At 53.3% G+C, this 17022-nt stretch carries 15 protein-coding genes; 8 read left to right on the top strand and 7 right to left on the bottom strand.

Annotation, left to right across the window (positions count from 1 at the left end; all coding sequences use genetic code 11):
• Positions 1 to 112: 112 nt before the first annotated feature.
• The 4 genes from KTH_RS27055 to KTH_RS27040 form a co-directional block, all read right to left on the bottom strand.
• Positions 113 to 2047 carry an SHOCT-like domain-containing protein gene (locus KTH_RS27055; RefSeq protein WP_497622020.1) on the bottom strand — a complete coding sequence of 645 codons (1935 nt, stop codon included), beginning with the start codon at positions 2045 to 2047 and terminating at the stop codon, positions 113 to 115.
• Between the two features lie 147 nt (positions 2048 to 2194).
• The gene (locus KTH_RS27050) at positions 2195 to 2590 is read right to left on the bottom strand and encodes an SHOCT-like domain-containing protein (RefSeq protein WP_497622018.1); all 396 of its coding nucleotides are present in this window, start codon (positions 2588 to 2590) and stop codon (positions 2195 to 2197) included.
• Positions 2591 to 2596: 6 nt separating this feature from the next.
• The gene (locus KTH_RS27045; RefSeq protein ID WP_497622016.1) at positions 2597 to 2962 is read right to left on the bottom strand and encodes a DUF2089 domain-containing protein; all 366 of its coding nucleotides are present in this window, start codon (positions 2960 to 2962) and stop codon (positions 2597 to 2599) included.
• A gap of 33 nt (positions 2963 to 2995) precedes the next feature.
• Complete coding sequence (locus tag KTH_RS27040; RefSeq protein ID WP_497622014.1) at positions 2996 to 3229, bottom strand: hypothetical protein; 234 nt, start codon at positions 3227 to 3229, stop codon at positions 2996 to 2998.
• Between the two features lie 349 nt (positions 3230 to 3578).
• On the opposite strand from KTH_RS27040, the gene KTH_RS27035 reads away from it, so the two are divergent.
• The 5 genes from KTH_RS27035 to KTH_RS27015 are packed head-to-tail and all read left to right on the top strand — an operon-like array spanning position 3579 to position 11564.
• A complete protein-coding gene (locus tag KTH_RS27035) occupies positions 3579 to 6008 on the top strand; it encodes an FtsX-like permease family protein (RefSeq protein ID WP_497622012.1) in 2430 nt (809 codons plus the stop codon).
• Entirely contained in the window at positions 5951 to 6718 is a 768-nt protein-coding gene (locus tag KTH_RS27030) for an FtsX-like permease family protein (RefSeq protein ID WP_137686187.1), read from the top strand. The genes KTH_RS27035 and KTH_RS27030 overlap by 58 nt, the downstream gene beginning before the upstream one ends.
• Before the next feature lie 11 nt (positions 6719 to 6729).
• A complete protein-coding gene (locus KTH_RS27025) occupies positions 6730 to 9840 on the top strand; it encodes an FtsX-like permease family protein (RefSeq protein WP_111324270.1) in 3111 nt (1036 codons plus the stop codon).
• 16 nt (positions 9841 to 9856) lie between these two features.
• Positions 9857 to 10816 carry an ABC transporter ATP-binding protein gene (locus KTH_RS27020; protein WP_111324271.1) on the top strand — a complete coding sequence of 320 codons (960 nt, stop codon included), beginning with the start codon at positions 9857 to 9859 and terminating at the stop codon, positions 10814 to 10816.
• Between the two features lie 4 nt (positions 10817 to 10820).
• Positions 10821 to 11564: an ABC transporter ATP-binding protein gene (locus KTH_RS27015; protein WP_111324272.1), complete on the top strand. Its 744-nt coding sequence runs from the start codon at positions 10821 to 10823 to the stop codon at positions 11562 to 11564.
• A gap of 47 nt (positions 11565 to 11611) precedes the next feature.
• Here KTH_RS27015 and KTH_RS27010 read toward each other — a convergent pair whose 3' ends face one another.
• Together KTH_RS27010 and KTH_RS27005 are read right to left on the bottom strand one after the other, a co-directional pair.
• Entirely contained in the window at positions 11612 to 12127 is a 516-nt protein-coding gene (locus tag KTH_RS27010) for a hypothetical protein (protein ID WP_111324273.1), read from the bottom strand.
• Between the two features lie 195 nt (positions 12128 to 12322).
• Positions 12323 to 13054 carry an MBL fold metallo-hydrolase gene (locus KTH_RS27005; protein WP_497622009.1) on the bottom strand — a complete coding sequence of 244 codons (732 nt, stop codon included), beginning with the start codon at positions 13052 to 13054 and terminating at the stop codon, positions 12323 to 12325.
• Positions 13055 to 13235: 181 nt separating this feature from the next.
• Here KTH_RS27005 and KTH_RS27000 point away from each other — a divergent pair, with 181 nt between their 5' ends.
• The 3 genes from KTH_RS27000 to KTH_RS26990 all read left to right on the top strand — a co-directional run bounded on the left by KTH_RS27000 (position 13236) and on the right by KTH_RS26990 (position 15690).
• Positions 13236 to 13730, top strand: coding sequence for a GNAT family N-acetyltransferase (locus KTH_RS27000; RefSeq protein WP_497622007.1), 495 nt, complete (start codon positions 13236 to 13238; stop codon positions 13728 to 13730).
• Between the two features lie 160 nt (positions 13731 to 13890).
• Positions 13891 to 14406, top strand: coding sequence for a GNAT family N-acetyltransferase (locus KTH_RS26995; protein WP_497622005.1), 516 nt, complete (start codon positions 13891 to 13893; stop codon positions 14404 to 14406).
• 60 nt (positions 14407 to 14466) lie between these two features.
• Positions 14467 to 15690 (top strand): TrmH family RNA methyltransferase, encoded by a 1224-nt coding sequence (locus KTH_RS26990; protein WP_111324276.1) that lies wholly within the window; start codon positions 14467 to 14469, stop codon positions 15688 to 15690.
• Positions 15691 to 15903: 213 nt separating this feature from the next.
• Here KTH_RS26990 and KTH_RS26985 read toward each other — a convergent pair whose 3' ends face one another.
• On the bottom strand, positions 15904 to 16920 hold the full coding sequence (locus KTH_RS26985; protein ID WP_497622003.1) for an SRPBCC family protein: 1017 nt from the start codon (positions 16918 to 16920) through the stop codon (positions 15904 to 15906).
• Between the last annotated feature and the right edge of the window lie 102 nt (positions 16921 to 17022).

Below are 17022 nucleotides of genomic sequence, written 5' to 3'. Positions count from 1 at the left end.
TACGGGCCATAAGCACAAATAGATGAAACGATTTTTGCCCTCGGGAGAGAAGAACCAAAAAGAAAGAAGGCCACCCATAGATGACCTTCTTTTCCCGACCAGACGATCAGTATTATTTGTCGTGTTCTTTGTCTGCCAGTGCCTCTAATAGCATATCGCCTTCCTCCGGTGTGATCCGTCCCTCAGCAATCATGCGTAGAATCGCTTCGCGCTCCTGCTCAATATTCGCAGCCTCTTTCTTCTCGCCCGGTGTCTGTTCAGCGAGCGAAGGTGGCACGGGTGGCACGGGCGGCTGCATCCGTTCCTGTTCGGCTGGCGGCACCGGAGGCACAGGCGGCTGCATCCGTTCCTGTTCGGCTGGCGACGGCGGCGTTGGTGGCGTTGGTGGCGTTGACGGCCTCCCGTATTTAGGAGGAAGTGGAATATGAAGATTGCGCAATGCCTGTTCTACAGCATCAAGCGCTCCATACACGCCTTCGGCCGCGGCCCTACTCGCCTGATCGATCATCCGCTGAATGCGATCGTCATCCATCCGCCATTCACGATCATTAATGCGCACATGTACCTTCCCCGCCTGTTTACTGGCCTGGCGCGCAAGCTTTGCGGCCTTCTGCTCCTGCTTTTGTGTGAACAGGTGAGCTCGGCGGAGCTGCTCTTCCACTTTATGAGAGATATCCTGACCAACAGGAGCAGTACCACGCAACGCATTCTCAATAGTGCGTCCGAGTTCTTCCCCCAGGCGCCCCATCTCCATACTGAACTGCGCCATATCTTGCTCAAAGCTCTCCCATCCCCAGGCGCTGCTACTGGTGCTGCTGTTGCGCGGGCCCTCATTGCTCCGGATCTGTAGATCGCCGCCAACCTGAAGCGTCAGTTTCGCAAGCCCCTCACCATAAACCAGATTGACCACGCTCCCTCTTCGACTCGCCGGGATAGAGCGTCCGCTAATCTCTCCTCCGACACTGGCAGAAATGGTCAGGTTGGGACTTTCCGGCAACTGAATCATCGCATCTCCCCCAACGACGACATGTGTTTCTTCATCGGTCGCGAAAGCAGCCTTCAGGGAAAGATCGCCGCCCACGCTCGCGATCTGTACGCGTCCACCGATTCCCTCCAGCGTCGCATCTCCACCAACACCAGCAAGCTGTACATCGCCAACAACACCCATAATTGTCACATCAGATCCGATCGCTCCCAGGGTCACATCACCCTGGATGTCACGCAGTGTACAATCGCTACTCACATTGCCGACCTGAACGGAGGACGCGCCAACAACCGTGAAATCGCCGTCCACATTGAACAGGGCAATGACACATTGTGCTCCCCCTGAGAAAGTAGCGTCACCGGCGATATAATTGATCTTGACCTCGGAACCACCGTCAATCGTGAAATCGCCATTTACGACACTCAGTTGTATCTGAGCGTTTCCAGCATGCTTGAGTGTGCAGTCCCCATCAATTGACCCCGCCTGGAGCGTTGCGATATTTCCATCACTCACCAGATCACCACCAACATTCGCTGCGATACATTCCTGCACATCCCTCAAAGCCAGGTCACCACCAACCGGCCCCACACGCAAAGATCTGACATCACTCAAGACCGCATCGCCTCCAATTGGGCCCGGGATCTGCAAGATGTCCATCCGCTTAGCAACCAGGTCACCACCAACAGAATCAAGAGAGACATTTCCTTTAATGTTGGTCAGGGTGATATCACTGGCACAGTGATCCACCCGCAGGTCTCCATTCAGGTCTTTCACAGCAATATCGCCATCTACAGCAGCGACTTCCACATGCAACACATTATTCATTTCCACATCGCCCTGAATGCGGTGCGCAACAATGCTCACCTCATAGGGAACCCATAATTTCAGGGAATCATCGCACCCGCTAATCAGCAATGTCTCCCCTTCTGGTACAAGCTGCGAAATAGTCTCTCCGCAGGCAACCTTGATTGCCTGTTGACTCCATCCCTCAACGGAGAGATTATCGCTCACATCGCTGATTACCACTCGTCGTATGGCCTCGGCAGGAAAAGTCTGTTCCATCGTCAAAACTCCTTTAGTATGATGCTCGCCACAACCTTTCCCCTCTACCAGCAACCGCTTCAAGGACAGAACATCCCATACCGGCTTGCACTGTGCAACCGGCTGATACGGTTTCTTCTTCAAGCTTGTCTCTTTATAGCGCCCAGGCTACTCTACAAAAACTTCAAAGCGTTCGCCTTTTTCCAGATCCTGAAGATCCAGCAAGCGGCCACTTGCTCCCTCTTCCAGGCCACGCAGCAGATCCTCAGCCGCATGGGCATCCATCTGAGGCACAAGCTGTAAACCCAGGCGCAGGCCAGTCAGGACCACCTTTACGGGCATGACCGCAACAATATTGCGATGCGGCTTTCGTACGGCGTCCTGCTGCGTCACTCGGAATCGGACAACCCGCTCCCGCCTGGGCCTCAGGCGCTCTAACTCTCGCGCCCGTATTCGCTCTTCCTCTTCAAAGACATCCAGTAAAGCGGCCGCCTCTACAGCGTTTAACTGTCCGTTCTCTACAAGCTGCAAGATCCGGTCACGCTCTTCTTTAACCGCAGACATGAACCTTTATCCCTTCAATAGCCGCATAGCCTCCTCAACGGTAATCTCTTTTGCGGCCAGACGGTCCAGAATCGCTTTTCGATCAACTCGGCCCGCGCCCTCATTCTCAGGCGTTCCACCAAGCGCGGCAACGATCTCATCCAGGCGGCTCCGAGCTGTGTTGTAGGCAATATTCAGTTCCATTGCAAGACGCTGAATATTTCCGCGATACTTGACCATCATCTCAACAAAATCCAGTTGCTCACGGGTCAATCTTCCAATCCAGCCCAGGCTAAACTGACCTTCGATCACAATGCCACTTTCCGGGCATTCCAGCCGGGTCACAACAAGTTCCTGACCGCTGACCGGATCACGTGTAATCAGTGGGTGCATCTATTTACTCCTTCACCAAACAGGCAAGAAAGCTCATGGCAGATCACATGAGAGAACATGCACATGCTTCTCCGCAGGCCGCTTTTCACAGCGCACCATCCACGTGCCCAGGACAATAAATCCTCGTCCTACACAGGCGATGGCGTGAGCCCCCGCTTCGGTGATGCTACGCCGATTACCACTAAGCAGCATCTGGCACTCTGTTTCCATCTCTAGCCTCTGTAGACGCTGCTGCCATACAGCGCTATGTGCATGATAGTTGAGCATCTCGCCTCCATCCTTCTCTATAATATTACTTATCGTTCTGCAAAAATTTGATGAACTATATGGTAATAATAACATCACCTCACAAATTTTGTCAATACTATTGGCAAATAAAATCAAAATCTAGACATTTTTTACCACGTATCTGGCAAGCTTTGAAGGAAGCCCGACGGAAGCGCCGGCAGCATATGTATTACCCTCTGTGCGTCTATAACCGTTTACACGTGATTTTTGAGGGAACTAACACCGTAATATCAAGAGAGTCGAGCAAAAACATCCTGTTTCATCTTCAATGCCGGGTAGCGAAACAGTAGATCTTCTATTTTCTTCAGCTGATTGAAGGGATTTTTCTATGTCTGCAACTCTTATGGGCGGAAAGAAAGCCGGTCCACAGCGTATACAGCCGCTCTCAATCGTGACATTAGCCATCTGGCGTTTTCGCCACACCAGATTTCTGCTTCTGGTGACAACACTTGGCTTGATTGCTGCGGTGATGGTTGCCTGCGCCGTGCCACTCTTTACTCGAACCACGATTACTGCTGGCCTGCGTAACCTCCTGACCAGCAGCCTCTATACCGGAGGACAGCCCGCCGGGCAACTACAATACACGTTCTCGTCCTGGGCCTTTACCTCCTCCTATGTAGATGAGGTGCTGCGCGATGATATTCGGGGTGGGCTGCAACAGAATCAGCTTGACCAATTCCTCTCCTCGAGCATCGAGACCATTCACTATACCTATGGCCTGCAACTTACCACGAAACTCAAACCAAAGCCAGCTCAAGTAACGGTTACCTCCGGGGACTTCGCGACCATTGCCCCATCACATATTCAGCTTCGTCAGGGGCGCATGCCCAATCCTCACAGCAAAGAGCTTGAAATCATTATCACCCCTGACACCGCCGATATTTTTCATCTACATCTCAATCAAACCCTGAATCTCACGCTCCCCTATGCCCTACAACCAGGCATCACTGAAAAGCAGAAGGCACAGCTCGGAGAGCTGCAAGTGACGGCTCATATTGTCGGCATCTTTTCGGTTCCAGATCAGGACCGCCCCTTCTGGGATGGAAACGATTTTACCGTTATTGATCTGGGCAACGGACAAAGCGGGGCCTTTTTCCTGACTGATAACATGCTTCTGCGTCAGATCTACGATCAGGCAAACGAGAAGGGGACACAGGGCAAAGCAGGAGGTGAACCGGGCATCTATCAAATTGCCGACAGCGCCTATAGCTTCCCGGCCACTATCTGGCGGTTGAGTATCGACCCACGCAAAGTCAACGCCGATCAATTGGATACACTGGCAGAGCGCTTCAAAGCCTATCAGAGCTATCTCAGCAACAAATACGGCAATATGACGCTCAACAATACCACTATGCGCATCCTGAATCGGCCAACGATCAAATACGGCGGATCGCTCTTTATTTACAGCGAGTTGCTGCGCTCGAATGAGACAACGGGCATTCTGGATCAATACCGAGAACGCATTTCTGTCACCACCTTGCCGGTAAACATTATTGCCATACAGATTATCGCGCTTGTGCTCTTCTTTGTAAGCCTGAGCGTTAGCCTGCTGATCGACCGCCAGACGGAAGCAATTGCCGTCTTGCGCAGCCGGGGAGCCAGTGGGGATCAGATTTTCGGCTCGCTCTTTCTTCAGGGGATTTTCCTCTGCCTGGTCGCGCTGCTGCTTGGCCTGCCTCTGGCCCTCCTGGCCGCCTTTTTTCTGGCACAACAGGCATTACCCGAGACCGACAAGAACGCGCTGGATGTGCTGACGGCCGCGCCGTTTCAGACATTCGTCCAGGCGCTTCCCTATGCCCTTATCATTCTGCTCATCTGCCTTGTAACTCTGTTTTTCTCGCTCCGCCGCAGCGCCTCTATGGACGTACTGGCAGTACGACATGAAGCCTCGCGGCCACGCCGCCAGTCGCTCTTTATGCGTCTGCATCTTGATATTGTTGCCGCACTCATCGCCCTGCTTGGCTACGGCATCGCCATCTACGCAGGTAGCACCAGTGCCCAACTCGATGCCAGGGCACAAACGCTGTTACTCACGCCACTGACACTCCTCGCACCCATTCTCCTGATTCTGGCAGGGGTATTTCTTTTTCTGCGTTTCTATCCTAAACTGGTTGCGCTTCTGGCAGGCATCGCCAGCCGCTGGAACAGCTTCTCTCCTGTACTGGCTCTAGCCCAGATGGCTCGTAATCCCGGACAAAGTATCCGGATGATCCTGTTGCTCTCGCTGGCGACCTCCTTTGCCATCTTTACGCTTGTCTTTAGCGCTACGCAGGAACGCCACGCGGCGGAGACAGCCAGCTATATTGCCGGCGCTGATATCCGCGTGAATCTACCTTTTACCTACAGCCCGGAATCCGCGGCACAGCTCCTTCAGCGCTTACGACAGTTGCCAGGCGTGCGTTCGGTCTCGACAGGCTTTAACTCTGATGGCTCAATCAACGGGACCACAGGTGATATTCCGCTCTCGCTCCTGCAACTCCGGGCAGTCGATGCTACAACCTTTGCACAAACAGCCTACTGGCCCGATCATGCACAACTTGAACAGATGATGAACCGTCTCGTCTCGCTACGAGAACAGGCCAAACAGCAGGATGTCGTGCCCGTCTACGTTGATGAACTGCTCTGGCAGCAACTGCACTTAAAGGAGGGAGCGACCTTTGAGGCACAGATCAATAACCTTACGGCACGCTCAAATGCCTGGTGCTCGGCAAGGTTGCGCATATCCCGACGATCACCGATAGCACAGCCGGTCAGTTGAGCGATAGCCCGCCACCTCCTGGCGGCATCCTGCTCGACTATCAAACTTACCTCAACTACTATCAGAAGCTTTCAAGCGACTCCAATCTGAACAGACCACTCAACATCAATCAGCTCTGGTTCCGCACGACGGATGACGAAAGCGTGCTGAAGACGCTGCGGAGTGAGCTGGAAAAGTACTCTCACGATAGCTTTGATCGGCGCGCGATTAAGCAGAGCCTGGACGTTGATCCTCTTAACCTGAATATGCTTGGCATTCTAACCCTGGGCGCAATAACCGCTCTGCTGTTAGCCACCGTTGGTGATCTCATTGCCTCGGTGCTTGGCATTCGCCCTCGTCTGACCAATTTTGCAGTGCTGCGTGCTCTGGGAACTGCTCCGCGCCAGCTTGCCAGTATCATCGGCTGGGAACAGGGCTTTATTTACATCCTGGCTATCTGTATCGGGCTCCTCTGTGGCAGCCTGCTGACCTTCACTATTGTACCCAACCTGATTCATATGAGCTTCCCGCGCGTTGGTATATTGAGCTCGCTATCACCCGGTGATTTCTACGCATTACAGCAAATCATACCGGGAACGCCGGTGCTGTCACCGCTCTTACTGATCGCGCTTGGCCTGCTTGTACTCACGTTTGCCGTTGCGCTCTGGCTGATGCTTCGCACCGTGGCCAAACCCTCTATGAGCCAGGTGCTGCGCTTAAATCAAGACTGAAGGGACATCGTATGGCAAAGATGAAGAAACAGCCTGTCATCAAAGATACTATGCCCTCTATTCTGACGCTGGTTCGCTGGCGCTGGAAGCAGAGCCTCTTTCTATTGCTGGTAGCCGGGCTCGGTATACTGGGCTCAACGATTCTGATGAGTATGGTGCCCCTGTTCTCTGCTGTCACAGCAACCGCAGGACTGCGCAGCACCCTGGCAACCACATCACAGAATAGAGAGCTAACCTTTGATTCCCGGCTTCATGGCCTCTCTACCAGTAATTTCGCCGCGCTACAACAGCGTTTTCACGAATTACTGCAAAAGCCACTCGGCCCCTATCTTTCTAAAGAGGAAGAGCATAGCTTTCTGGTCCCACTACTGACCATCGAACGGCCCACACCCCGCAAACAAGGGGATCAAATGAATATTTTTAGCTCACCTGCCAAACAACTGACAACGCATGTGACGATGATCGGGGGCCGGCTCCCTGACGATACCAGCGAGCACATTGAAGTGATGGTTACTCAGGAGAGCGCCAAACAGTTGCATCTCAAGATTGGAGATACCATTGAGCTACAGCTTTCTATGCTGACCAGTGCACAGAGTCGCACGTCAACCACGCGACCGCTGACGATGCGGCTTGTGGGCATCTTCGAGCCTGCTCACAAGGAGGATCGTTTCTGGCACAGTGTGGCCCTGCAACCCACGCCTGCGAGCGACTGGACCTACTATACGGCTGTTGCAGGTGAATATGGGCTGCTAAACACGTTTGAACAGCTTGCGCGAGAAGCCGGGCAGCGCACCATGCTGCAAACCTCCGAGATCGAATATCATCACACCTATTATCTCAATCCCGACGCCTTTACACCTGCCACCATTCCTGATTTCAATAATCGGGCTCAGACAGTACAGCGCACGCTGCGTGAAGCCTTTCCCACCTTTATAGACAGTCAGAAGCTGCCACCACCACCCTATGTGAGCAAGCTGCAACTGACGGGAAGCCTGATCCCGACCGGAGAAGCAGATACCATCCTTGATCAGTTTCAGACCCAGATCGCAATTGCCCGCACCCCAGTCCTTCTTTTGTCACTGCAAATTGTGGCCCTCATTCTGATTTTTATCAGCATGATAGGGCAACTATTGGTTGAGCAACAAACAGAAGCAATCGCCGTTCTTCGCAGCCGGGGAGCCAGCGCCCAACAAATCTTTGGCTCACTGGCAACCCAGGGTATCGTTCTCTATGTGCCCGCGCTGCTGCTCGGCCTTCCCCTCTCGTTGTCCTTAACCATTATCCTGACACAAACCCTGTTGCCTGCACAGTATCAGAGCTCCCTGAGCGTCATTACCACGCGCCCCTTTGAGGCACTACTTGAAGCCAGCCCGTACGCGCTTATCGGTGCAGCACTGGCACTGCTTTCAATGATGCTCACGCTGCGGCAGGCGAGCCGTATGGATGTGTTGAGTGTACGCCATGAGACGGCCCGGGCGACACAGAAACCGTTCTGGCTTCGCTTCAATCTGGATATCATCGCAGCTATAATCTCGCTCTTTGGCTACGGCATCTCTCTCTATGTGAGCGGAACACGCAACCTGCTGAACATCCAGGTTGAGACGCTACTTGCGGGCCCACTCTCGCTGATTGCGCCGATCTTTCTGCTGATCGCCTGCGTTCTGATCTTCCTGCGCGTGTTCCCATTTCTGCTCCGGCTTGGCGCTTCTCTGGCACGACAAGGACGAAGCGCAGCCCCGATGCTGGCGTTGGCGCAGCTCTCACGTGCCCCCGGTCAGCCACTTCGCATGACCCTGTTACTCTCTCTGGCGACGGCCTTTGCAATTTTCACCCTCGTTTTTTCCGCTACCAACATTCAGCATATATATGATTTGGCCAGCTATCAGGCTGAGGCAGATATCAGCGGAGAGATCAAGCCAGTCGCTCAGGATATAGAGCAGATGAAACACACGCTTGAGGCGAAAACCCGCGAATATAGTGCGCTTCCCGGCATTGCTGCGGCCTCGGTTGGCTACCAATCGAATGGAGCAACCGCAGGCTTCAATAATAATGTCTCCTTCCTGCTGAAGGCTGTCGATCCGAAAACGTTTGCCCGAGTCGCGTTCTGGCCGCCGCAGGCATCACGCCAACCGCTTCCTGAGCTATTACATATCATTGAGCAACCGGCCAGCAGTCCTATCCCGGCTCTCATTGATCGCGTCATGGCGGACTCGCTTAACCTCTCACCGGGCTCAACCTTCACTGCGCTTGTCGATGATCTCAACCTGACACTGAAGGTTGCCGCTATCGTCGAGCATATCCCCCCCGCTATTGACGCCCTCGCAAACATCAACAATGGTATTCAGCGCTCAACGGGCGCAATTCTGCTTTCCTATGAGAATCTTTCCCGCGTCTATGCTGACACAACCATGCACCAGAAGCAGGAAGCGTTGCAGCAAAAGAACGAGGAGCGAAAGCAGAAAGGACAAGCGCCAATCGATCCATCAACGCTTGCGGTTCCCCCGCTGCCAGTCAACTATGTCTGGTTCAAGACAAACGATCTGCCAGAGGCACAACAGCAATTTCAGCAAGCGCTGGCAGCATCGAGCCATAACCTGCTGAATATGAAGAGCCGAGACGATCTGCTTCACGCGATAAACACCGACCCGCTTACCCTGAACCTGTTCGGAGTGCTGATAGCCGGGGCTTTTACCACGCTCCTGCTGGCGTTGCTTGGGAGCCTGCTCACTACCTGGCTGAGCGCACGCAAACGCCTGGTCAACTTCGCCGTAATGCGGGCCCTGGGAACCTCACCCAAACAGATAGCCAGCGTGCTGACCTGGGAACAGGCGATTATCTATACCGCTTCGGTGCTGCTCGGGCTTGCCTTTGGTGTCCTGCTTGCCTTTACAGTGGCTCCGGTCCTGACTGCAAGCACGATGCCAACCACAATGATAGGGCACTTCTCAGAAAATGAGCTCTTCGCGATACAGCATCTTTTGCCACCACAGATCGTGTTCCCGAATACGCTTCCGCTGGTGCTTATCGTTCTGGCACTGCTCTGCCTTGTGGCACTACTCGTGATGACACGTCTCGTCTCGAAGCCTTCGTTGCATGCCACGCTCCGTATCAATGAAGACTGAGAAAAAAGGAGTTTATATGACTGAACCTATTGTGCTCTGTGAGAATCTGGTCAAAATCTATAAAGTGGCTGATCTGGAGGTAGTGGCCTTGCAAGGGCTTGATCTGGAAGTCCTGCCCGGAGAAATGCTCTCTATTGTCGGTGCATCTGGCTCAGGGAAGAGCACCCTGCTGAATATACTCAGTGGTCTGGATGTGCCCAGTGCGGGCCGCTGCGTGGTTGATGGAAACGATCTAACGCGCCTGACCCCGACCCAGCGCATTCACTATCGGCGTCATATTGTCGGTCAGGTCTGGCAGCAGAGCGGGCGGAACCTGCTTCCCGAATTAACCGCCGAAGCAAACGTCGAGCTCCCTCAGATGCTCAGTGGCGTTGGGCGCTCTCAACGGCTGCGCCGCGCGCATGAACTGCTCGATATGGTTGGCCTCGGCGATAAATACCAGAAGAAGCCGGTCCAGCTTTCAGGCGGCGAGCAGCAGCGCTGTGCGATTGCTGTCGCTCTGGCAAATGCTCCCCGTGTGCTTTTCGCTGATGAACCAACAGGTGAGCTCGACTCGGTGACAGCCAGCGAGATCTATAAACTGCTGCGCTCCCTGAACGAGCAATTAGGTCTGACCATCATCACCGTAACCCATGATGCGGCACTGGCCGCCAACGTTGACCGCACCATAGCCATTCGCGATGGTCGTACCAGTACCGAAACGGTGCGACGCGAGAGTGAGCTTGAGGAGCTGCATGAGCATATGCAGGAGGCAAGCGCCATTATCGGCCTTTCAGCAAAAACGCATCGCGAGTCGATCTTGATTGACCGGGCCGGACGCCTGCAACTGCCAAAAGAAGCGCTTGAACGGCTCCCCTTCAATGGACGGGCTGAGGTGCGTATTACTGAAGACCATGTAGAGCTCTGGCCGCTGCTGCCAGAGACGAACGGCAATAGCAAGCATGGAGTAGCTACAAGCAGAGAAAACGAGGAGTGAACCCATGACCGCAGAAACCGCCAGGGCTCTTGTTGAAGCCCATGCCATCACCCGGGATTATCCTTCGGGGGGCGGCATTGTACATGCCCTGCGAGGCATCGATCTGATTATTCAAGCCGGGGAATTTGTGGCACTACGAGGCCGCTCCGGCTCGGGCAAAACCACGCTGATTAATATTCTCATCGGCATCGATAACCCGACGACCGGCGACGTGTTTGTGCTCGGACACCATCTCAAAGAGTTGAACGAGAACGAACGCGCTCGCTTGCGCCGAGAGAGCATCGGCATTATGTTTCAAAACGCTCATCTGTTCCCGGCATTGACCGCGCTGGAAAACGTCGAGCTGCCATTGCGTCTTGCACGGACCCCGGGCAAAGAGCGCATCCGCCTTGCCCGCGAAGCGCTGGAACATGTCGGGCTTGGCAAACGCTGGAACCATCGCGGGCTTGAACTCTCCGGGGGAGAACAACAACGTGTCGCCCTTGCCCGCGCCCTGGTGCATAAGCCACGCTTTATCGTCGCCGACGAACCAACGGGGAATCTGGACTCGCTGACCGGACGCGATATTGCACAGCTCTTGCGCGATATCTCTCACACGGAAAAAATTGGCATGCTGATCGCCACGCATGATCCCATTATCTATAACAGCGCGGATCGTGTCCTTCAGATTAATGATGGTCTGATTGCTGAGCACCAAAATAAGACTACGGGCGACCCGCAACAGAGCCGATTTCAGATGCGAACGTAGTGTCAGACAAACAAGAGAGGTGGACCGCTTCTGGCCCACCTCAGTTTCTATCCTTTGCGTGAGGATGAGAGCGGCGTATCATCACTGCCATACGCTCGAAACGATTGCACAGCCTCAACAATGCTCCCGCTCAACGCGAGCGCGATGCCCAGACCATACCCCCACAGGCCAAAAATAGGAGCGCCATGCACAGGAAGTGCCTGGTGCGCATTATCCACGTCTTTATAGAGAGCAGCAAAAGCAACCACACACAGTCCAATACCGATAAATGGCAGAATGACAGAGCGTCCCGTTTTCTTGCTCCTCTGGCGCAACAACTGCACAACCGCAAGCACAAATAAAATGACAGCAATTCCGACTTCGAGCGAAGAGACCAGCACAACCGTCATTGCGGTTGGACTCTGCGGCAATCCGACCTGCGAGCTTCGTTGGATCAGCTCCGCGAAGGAGGTAAGCATCTGTAGATTTGCAATGATACTTCCAGTAGGAAGAACAAAGACGATGATTGATACAAGACTACCTAACAGGAGAAGACCATTCCCGAGAAACTTTTGTATGCTCATACATATTACCGCCTTTTTCAGATACTTTTTTATAAGAAGAATGCATGCACTTTAGAAGAATACTTCTTCATTATGCCATGCGCTGCCGAAACAGACAAGCGCATATCGGAGCTTCCACAGGAAGACGGCGGAAGCAGACATACATGCTGAGCATGAGAAGAGAAAGGCAGTAATGAACAGGACTATGGTCATACTTCAGATGAAGAACGTCAGGAGATCTCGTCCGATACTGATCGTTCCAGCGTAGCCACGGGCCCGCGCCTCTCGCTGCAATGCCGTTGCATCCAGCTCTCGATACAGGTGCGAGCAAAGGATATGCTTCGCCTGAGAACGCGCCGCCAACTCAACAATCTGCTCATCCGAGAGATGCCCGGAGTCAATCACCGCAAGGTCAACGCCCTGTAAAAAGGTAATCTCCTGCTGATGAAAGTGCGAGTCACCGGTAAAGGCGTACTGTTTCCCATTCCAACGAAAGCGCAAACCATGATTGCCAGAAGGCGGCAAACTGAGAAACTCAAAGGGATATGGCCCAATCGTAAATGCTCCCTCTTCAAGCTCATGCACCAGAACACGATAGCCCTTTGTCTGAAAACTGGAAGGACTGAACAGGCTTCGCATGCCATCAAGCCAGCGCCGCAAGCCCGGCGGTCCATAGATATGCAAATCATCTTTCCGAGGCTGAGCAGGTGACCATGAGCCTGCATGCAAGAAGGGGATCAGGTCTGACACATGATCCGGGTGAAAATGAGAAATCACAATATGGTGCAATTGATTGTGCGGTATCCCCACTTCAAGTAGACGCTGTACGATTCCATGACCACAATCAAAGAGGATAGGGAAACCATCCAGTTCCAGCAGAATGCTTGAGGCACGGCGTTCAAATTCGATCTGACAGGTTCCGGTTCCTAACAGGGTTAAACGGCTCATACCAGTTTCCTCATCTTTTTTTCAGAGATACCAGCAGTGTACGTTGCCCCCTTTTCCCTGTCAATATGCTTTAAGGCTTGGTCCGGCTTCCCAGGCTTATTCCGCAAACCTATTGACGAGACTGCCTTCTCAGGATAAAAATAGAGAGAGAACAATGCAGACAGTTAAGGAGAGGACTCCATTGACAGAACCCGTCGTTCAGCCTTTTACAGAGCAGGATACTGAATGGAAAACACGTTTCTTTCATGAGCACTGGGGCGGCACCCTGATGATCTCACGGGGCGTGACTCATCACCTTGATACCCATCCCGGCTTTATCGCGCTGCTTGAGGGTAATCGTGCCGGTTTACTCACCTATTATATTCAGAATCAGGAGTGCGAGATTACCTGTCTTGAGAGTCTGAAGGAAGGGCGAGGCATCGGCACTGCCCTGATCGAGGCTGCCAAAGCAGCGGCACGCGATGCCGATTGCACACGCCTCTGGCTGATCACCAGCAACGACAACGTTGATGCGCTTCGCTTCTATCAGAAGCGCGGCTTTACACTTGTCGCCGTCCATCGTGATGCCATCACCGAAGCGCGCAAGCTCAAGCCACAGATCCCCCTCACTGGCAACTACGGTATTCCTATACGCGATGAGATCGAGCTGGAGTGCCCGCTTTCAGGAGCTCGTTAAAAACACTTTTTCTGCTTTATACAACAATATATCGGTTTTATTCGATATCCTTTTCAAGAAAGGAAAAGGCCGAGTACAATAAAGGAGAAGCATTCCAGGCAGATGCTCGCTGATGCGCACCCCCCTGGATACTATTCCATCGGTCTGGAGAGGAGACACAATGCTTTTCCTGACAGAGCCAAGCATGCAGTACAAGGATCAATACATTGCCGCCATTCGCGAGTTTCAAAAAGAAGGACGACACCTGTATAACAGCATCCAGACGTTAAACAACAACTTTACGGGATTCCTCCAGAAGCTTGAGGCGCAGCGGAATATTCGCCCTTATCCTCCCGATCAGGTTCCTTCTACTGATCTCTGGCTCATTGACGACAACGAATTCATTGGCAGACTCTCCATTCGCCCGGTCCTGAACGACTTCTACCTGAAACTAGGTGGTCATATCGGCTATGAAATCCGCCCCTCCAAACGCTGCCAGGGCTATGGCAAAGAGATTCTCCGCCTGGGCCTGCAAGAAGCGAAGAAATTAGGGCTTGCCCGTGTGCTCATCACCTGCGACGTCAATAATATCGGGTCGAAAAAAGTGATTGAAGCCAACGGTGGTCAATTTGAAAATATCGTCTCTGTTGAAGGCTCAATGATTCCCAAACTCCGGTACTGGATTGATCTTGGTTGACACTCTCGCTATAGTATAGGGGTCCTTTATATTGTACTGTCGAGATGAGAGCAAGAGAGAATGAAAGCAACCAGCCTTCAGATCACATCTATCAAAGACCCGAAAGTTGTTGAAGCCCGTGAGCTGCATTCGGCCTCGGGACGCCAGCGGCACCAGAAATGCCTGCTCGAAGGCAGCGACGCGATTCGCTGGGCGCTGGAAGCCCATTTTCCCCTGGAACATGTCTTTTTCAGTCCGGAACATGAACGACACGAGCTTCAGAACCAGCTCACACAGGCCCGGATTCCCTGCTATACAACGTCCGATGGTGTGCTGAAGAAGATCAGCGAGACCACCTACCTGATCCCCTATCTGGCGGTCGCCCGGATTCCCGCCGAGCCGACTTCCACAATGGGTGATTTTATTCTGGTGCTGGATCGCGTGGTCGACCATGGCAACATTGGAACCATCATCCGTACCGCCAGCGCCTTCGGCATCCGCGATATTGTTTCGACCACACCAGACCTCGATTTGTTCTATAAGAAAATCATCGATGCCTCTCGTGGACGCGTCTTCGAGACCCATGTAAAGCGCTATCGGAGCGATACTGAGACCGTTGCTGATCTCAAACGCCGGGGCTATCAGATTATTGCGACCAGTCCGCATGCACGCGAGTTGCAGGCAATGGCTCCTCTGCAAGCCAAACCTATTGCACTGATTGTCGGCAACGAAACCGAGGGCATTTCCCGGGAAATCGAACAACAGGCCGATATTCTTATCCAGATCCCGATGAGCGGGCAGGTAGAGTCGCTGAATGTCGGAGTAGCAACCGGAATCAGCCTCTACGAACTGAAATTCAGGATGGTGTTGACAATGCTGATTCACTATATTCGTTCAAATATCGGGCGTGAAGTCAATGTGACCGGACGTATTATTCAGCAGGCCTTTGACGCCTATATTCGCCGTTTCTCAGATCTTACCGGCCAGCAAGCTATTCTGCTCATGATGCTTGTTTGCGACCAAAAACTGTCACACGCGGAGATCACCCGCGAGACCGGAGCCTTCGGCGATGAACTGACCACGCTCCTCACCCCCCTGATCGAGCAAGGGTACGCCCGCTATACCAGCGACAAGCAGGATGAGATCGCGCCAACCGAGACGGCACAGCGTACGCTTGCCCAGTTGTGGGCAGTGATCGAACGCGCCGAGCAGGCCATTCTTGACGGTTTCTCCGAGCCGGAAAAGCAACAATTCAATGATTACCTGAAACGTATTCAGGAGAACTGTCAGCGGTTACTCTCCTAAAAGTCGCTTCTGCGACCTCTTGTCCGCAGCAAAGTGCACACGTGTATAATAGCACTCCTGCTTTCACTCATTTCGCCGTTCATTGAACGGCATTTCGGGCAGATTGGTGTTGATAGCGTCATCGGTCGGGGCTCAACCTTCTGGTTCCAGCTTCCCCTTCAAGAAGTCCAAAAAAGGAGGCTGTTCCACTGTTGGAACAGCCTCCAATCCTGTTTAGCGAGCCTCCTGTGACATTCCTTCCTCGCCACTTCCCAGAAAACAGACATCACTCGGCCCGCGAATAGAGAGCCACCAGGGTGATTCAACAGCGAGTTCTTCAACAGAGGGCTGTGCAGGATCGCGCTCCTTCTTCGGCAGACGCGCCATCATGGGATCTTGTTGCGAGAGCGCATAACGTGGTCGCAGCGCGTCTCGATCACCAAGCGCCACTCGATCCATTGCTGCGCTGCGCCCTCCCAGTGTACTGTATACAGGATGTGGCGCGTACGATTCCAGCGGCTCGCTGACCAGCGTGGCTGTGATCTGCTCCTGGCGCCGACGCGCCTCCGCCAGTTGCGCTTGCAGCGCTTCCCAGGCCCGCTGCTTCTCTTCAAGCTGACGACGCAGAAACTCCTGCTGCTGTTGCGCGGCTCGCTCTTTCTCCTGCCTCTCCTGCTCGATCTGCTGCAAGCGTTTCTCCAACGCCTCTGGTGTCATCATAGGATCGTGTGCCATTGCCTCCCGTTGCCGGTGGGTAATCACTCCCCGAGAAAAGGCGCTTTCTTCGTGGAAGAGATAATGTGATGACATCGGGTCAAGAGCGCCCGGAGGAGCCTCTTCAACCATACGAGCAAAATTGCTGAGGTCCGTCTGCAAAACGCTCTCGAAGTAGGAATTGACCCACAGCGTCTCACCGAGCTTTCCCAGAGGGCCGGTCGGCGGCTCATACGAGATATAGACAGCGACTTCCGTGCGATTCGTCCCCATTGGGCGGAATTTCACCTTCCCAGAATTGCGTAGCCCTCGCGTTGAGCGCCACCCGACCTGTCGATTGGGTATCCAGTCTTCATTTACAGCATCCCATTCATGCGTTGTTACCACCTGCACTACCCAATGGCTACGCTGCTCATCATAGTAGGTGACTTCCTTAACAAAACGCATAAATTTCGGAAAATCATTAAAATGAGTAAAGAGCTGATATACCTGCTCTACAGGAGCTTTTACAACAACCGAGGCGGAATGTTCTACCATAGTTTCCCCCCTTTGTGTGGCAACAACTTCTTAGACCGGGGTTCCCTGATATACACATCACACGATGAAAAGACACACTACGTTGCACAAAATCGAGAATAC

The organism is Thermosporothrix sp. COM3, from assembly GCF_059696735.1.
This window is presented reverse-complemented; position numbering and strand designations above follow the sequence as displayed.